The sequence below is a fragment of the Methylophaga sp. UBA5088 genome (genome assembly GCF_002414625.1).
In the GTDB taxonomy this organism is placed as follows: Bacteria; Pseudomonadota; Gammaproteobacteria; order Nitrosococcales; family Methylophagaceae; genus Methylophaga; species Methylophaga marina.
This window is the reverse complement of the sequence record NZ_DIAC01000125.1, coordinates 21,739-25,026: the sequence shown is the minus strand read 5'-3', so window position 1 is coordinate 25,026 and position 3,288 is coordinate 21,739. Positions and strand designations below refer to the sequence as shown.

Sequence of the window (3,288 nt, the reverse complement as noted above, 5' to 3'; positions counted from 1 at the left end):
GATGGTTCCACAGGTGAGGATGTGACTGCCAATGTACGCACGCTCAATTCTGTGCCATTGAAGTTACAAGGTGGACCTATTCCTGCGGTTGTTGAGATTCGTGGTGAGATTTTTATGCCTAAAGCTGGTTTTGAAAAGTTGAACCAGTCTCAGTTGGCAAATAATAAAAAACCGTTTGTCAATCCACGTAACGCAGCGGCCGGATCGTTGCGTCAGCTTGACTCAAAGATCACCGCATCCAGACCGCTGGAAATTTACTGTTATGGCCTTGGCGTGATTGAAGGTATGTCGCGTCCCAGCAGTCACTTTGCCGCTATGAATTTGATAGCAGAGTGGGGCTGTCGAATTTCACCTGAACTCAAAGTATTAGAGGGTTTAGAAGCCTGCCAGCAATATATCGATGAGCTGGCAGCACGTCGCGACAGCCTTGAATATGATATCGATGGTGTGGTGTTTAAAGTCGATGACACCGTTTTGCAGGAACGACTTGGCTTTGTTTCGCGAGCACCACGCTGGGCAATTGCCTATAAATTTCCTGCACAGGAAGAGATGACTACGGTAGAAGATATTGAAATCCAGGTCGGTCGCACAGGTGCCTTGACTCCGGTTGCACGCTTGAAGCCGGTATTTGTCGGTGGTGTAACCGTGTCTAATGCCACATTACACAATGAAGATGAGATTCGCCGTAAAGATGTGCGTATCGGCGACACAGTGATTGTTCGACGTGCAGGAGATGTGATTCCGGAAGTCGTGAAGTCAATCATCACTAAACGTCCTGATGACGCACGTGAGTTTGTCATGCCAACGGCTTGTCCCATTTGTGGCTCAGATGTAGAGCGGGAAGAGGGGGAAGCGGTATCGCGTTGCAGTGGTGGCTTATTTTGTGCCGCACAACGGAAAGAGGCGATCAAACACTTTGCATCGAGAAAAGCCCTGGATATCGACGGTCTTGGGGATAAGTTAGTTGAACAACTTGTGGATGCCGGACACATCAAAGATGTCGCCGATTTATTTTTATTAGATGTCGACACTATCGCCAGTTTGGAACGTATGGGGCAGAAATCTGCTGAAAATCTGGTGAATGCGTTGAATGCAGCAAAATCAACACGTTTCCAACGATTTCTGTATGCGCTTGGTATTCGTGAAGTGGGTGAAGCCACGGCACGTGCTTTGGCTTTGCAATATGCATCGCTGGAAGAATTGATGCAGGCCTCATCTGAGAGTCTTATGGAGATTGAAGATGTGGGCCCTGTTGTGGCTCACCACATTGAGACCTTTTTCCAACAAACGCATAATCGTGAAGTGATTGAACGTTTGTTAAGCGTCGGTATTCACTGGCAAAACGAAGAGAAAAAACAGACTAATACGGCTTTGAGTGGTAAGACTATTGTGCTAACTGGAACGCTACAGACTTTATCGCGCAGTGAAGCCAAGGAAAAATTATTAGCACTCGGTGCAAAAGTAGCCGGGAGCGTGTCGAAAAAAACCGATTATGTGGTTGCCGGCGCTGATGCAGGCTCGAAACTCACCAAAGCAGAATCATTAGGTATTGATGTAGTTGATGAAGCAACATTACAAAACTGGTTAACACAGGAAAAATAATGACAGCACTCGCAGACGCAATTAAAAAAGTCGCCACTGGACCGCATCTCAGTAAAGATCTGACGGAGCAAGAAGCATTTGATGTCATGATGGAAATTCTGTCTGGTCAGGCTGACCCTGTTCGTGCAGCTATATTTTTTATTGCCATGCGAATGAAACGGGAGACTAATGAAGAGAACTTAGGCATTCTCAGAGCCTGTCAGTCCATTACCGATAGCCAATCAGTCAATGTCGACCAGTTATTTATTTTTTCTGACCCATTCAATGGTTTTAATCGTCATTGTCCGATGACAGCCTTTTTACCGGCTGTTCTGGCAGCCTGTGGTTTACCTGCAATGTCACAAGGCGTATTTGAAATGGGGCCAAAATTTGGTGTTACCCATGCTCAGGTTTTAAAGCTGGCTGGCTATAGTACTGAAAAGTCGACAGCTCAAGCGGCTGAAGCGATAGAGAATAACCAGATTGGCTGGGCCTATTTAGATCAAGCTCAGGCAAGTCCAGCATTATTTGCATTAGAAACGCTACGGACACAAATGATTAAACGTCCGAGCTTGGCAACATTAGAAAAAATGATTATGCCACTTAAAGCTAAGCAAAAAACACATTTAGGTATTGGTTTTGTTCATAAAGAATATCCCGATATTTTAGCTTGGTTAGCAAAAGCTTTTGGTTATGATTCTGCGTTTATTGCACGGGGTCTGGAAGGTGGTCTAGTCCCGACGCTGAGAGAAGCATCAAATAATCATCGATTAGTGAATGGCGCAGTTGATGCCTGCACACTGGAACCTGAAAACTTTGACATCGAACAAGATACGCGTGGTGTTAAGACGGATGATACGGTCACAGCTCAACGAACATTGGATGAAGGGCTGCAAGCCCTAGCCGGTGAGAAAGGGGCGGCATACGACAGTTTAGTGTATGGTGCGGCGATCATACTTTGGCATTGTGGCCTGATTGAGTCACAGCGAAAAGCCGCTGATATTGTTAGACAAGTCATTGATAGTGGTCAGGCCAAATCACACTTTGAGGCTGGACTCGTATAATGGTTTTTCAACGTACATTAACATTCAAGACGCTAGGACGTGGCACCACCAATATCACCCGCGATATACAAGAATTGGTTGCAGAGTCCGCAATAAGCACAGGTACTTGCCATGTCTTTGTTCAACATACCAGTGCCTCATTAATGCTCTGTGAGAATGCCGATCCCGATGTTCGTCACGATCTTGAAACCTTTATGCAGCATTTAGTGCCGGATGGTGATCCCATGTTCAGACATCAAGACGAAGGACCTGACGATATGAGTGCTCACATTCGGACGGTATTAACCAATCCCGATCTGACCATGCCTGTGAGTGCTGCACAGTGTGATCTCGGTATTTGGCAAGGTATTTATTTATGGGAACATCGTGCCCATCAACAGCGGCGTCGCGTGATCGTGACCATTATAGGTGAGTAAAATTTATGTCAGAGTTTGAACATGATCAGGATGCAGATTGGCCAGCTGATTGGGAATTTGAGAAAAGTAAAACACAAGTAAAACAAGAGCTCAATGCCTTAAAAGACCTTGGGCGAGCGTTAATTGCTTTACCTGCAAAAGATTTACAAAAGCTAGATTTATCTGAAGATCTATACGATGCTATTCTGAGTGCACAATCAATGAGCAAAGGTGCATTAAAAAGACAA

4 protein-coding genes are annotated in these 3,288 nt (G+C 45.4%); all 4 read left to right on the top strand.

Annotation, left to right across the window (positions count from 1 at the left end; all coding sequences use genetic code 11):
• A partial coding sequence (gene ligA / locus B4K20_RS15450; protein WP_289283598.1) for an NAD-dependent DNA ligase LigA occupies positions 1–1,602 on the top strand: 1,602 nt, incomplete at its 5' end.
• Positions 1,602–2,645, top strand: a complete 1,044-nt coding sequence (locus tag B4K20_RS15445; protein WP_289283597.1) for an anthranilate phosphoribosyltransferase — start codon at positions 1,602–1,604, stop codon at positions 2,643–2,645. The genes ligA and B4K20_RS15445, both read left to right, overlap by 1 nt.
• Positions 2,645–3,061 (top strand): secondary thiamine-phosphate synthase enzyme YjbQ, encoded by a 417-nt coding sequence (locus tag B4K20_RS15440; RefSeq protein WP_286304534.1) that lies wholly within the window; start codon positions 2,645–2,647, stop codon positions 3,059–3,061. The genes B4K20_RS15445 and B4K20_RS15440 overlap by 1 nt, the downstream gene beginning before the upstream one ends.
• Positions 3,062–3,066: 5 nt before the next feature.
• A partial coding sequence (locus B4K20_RS15435; protein WP_289283596.1) for a DUF615 domain-containing protein occupies positions 3,067–3,288 on the top strand: 222 nt, incomplete at its 3' end.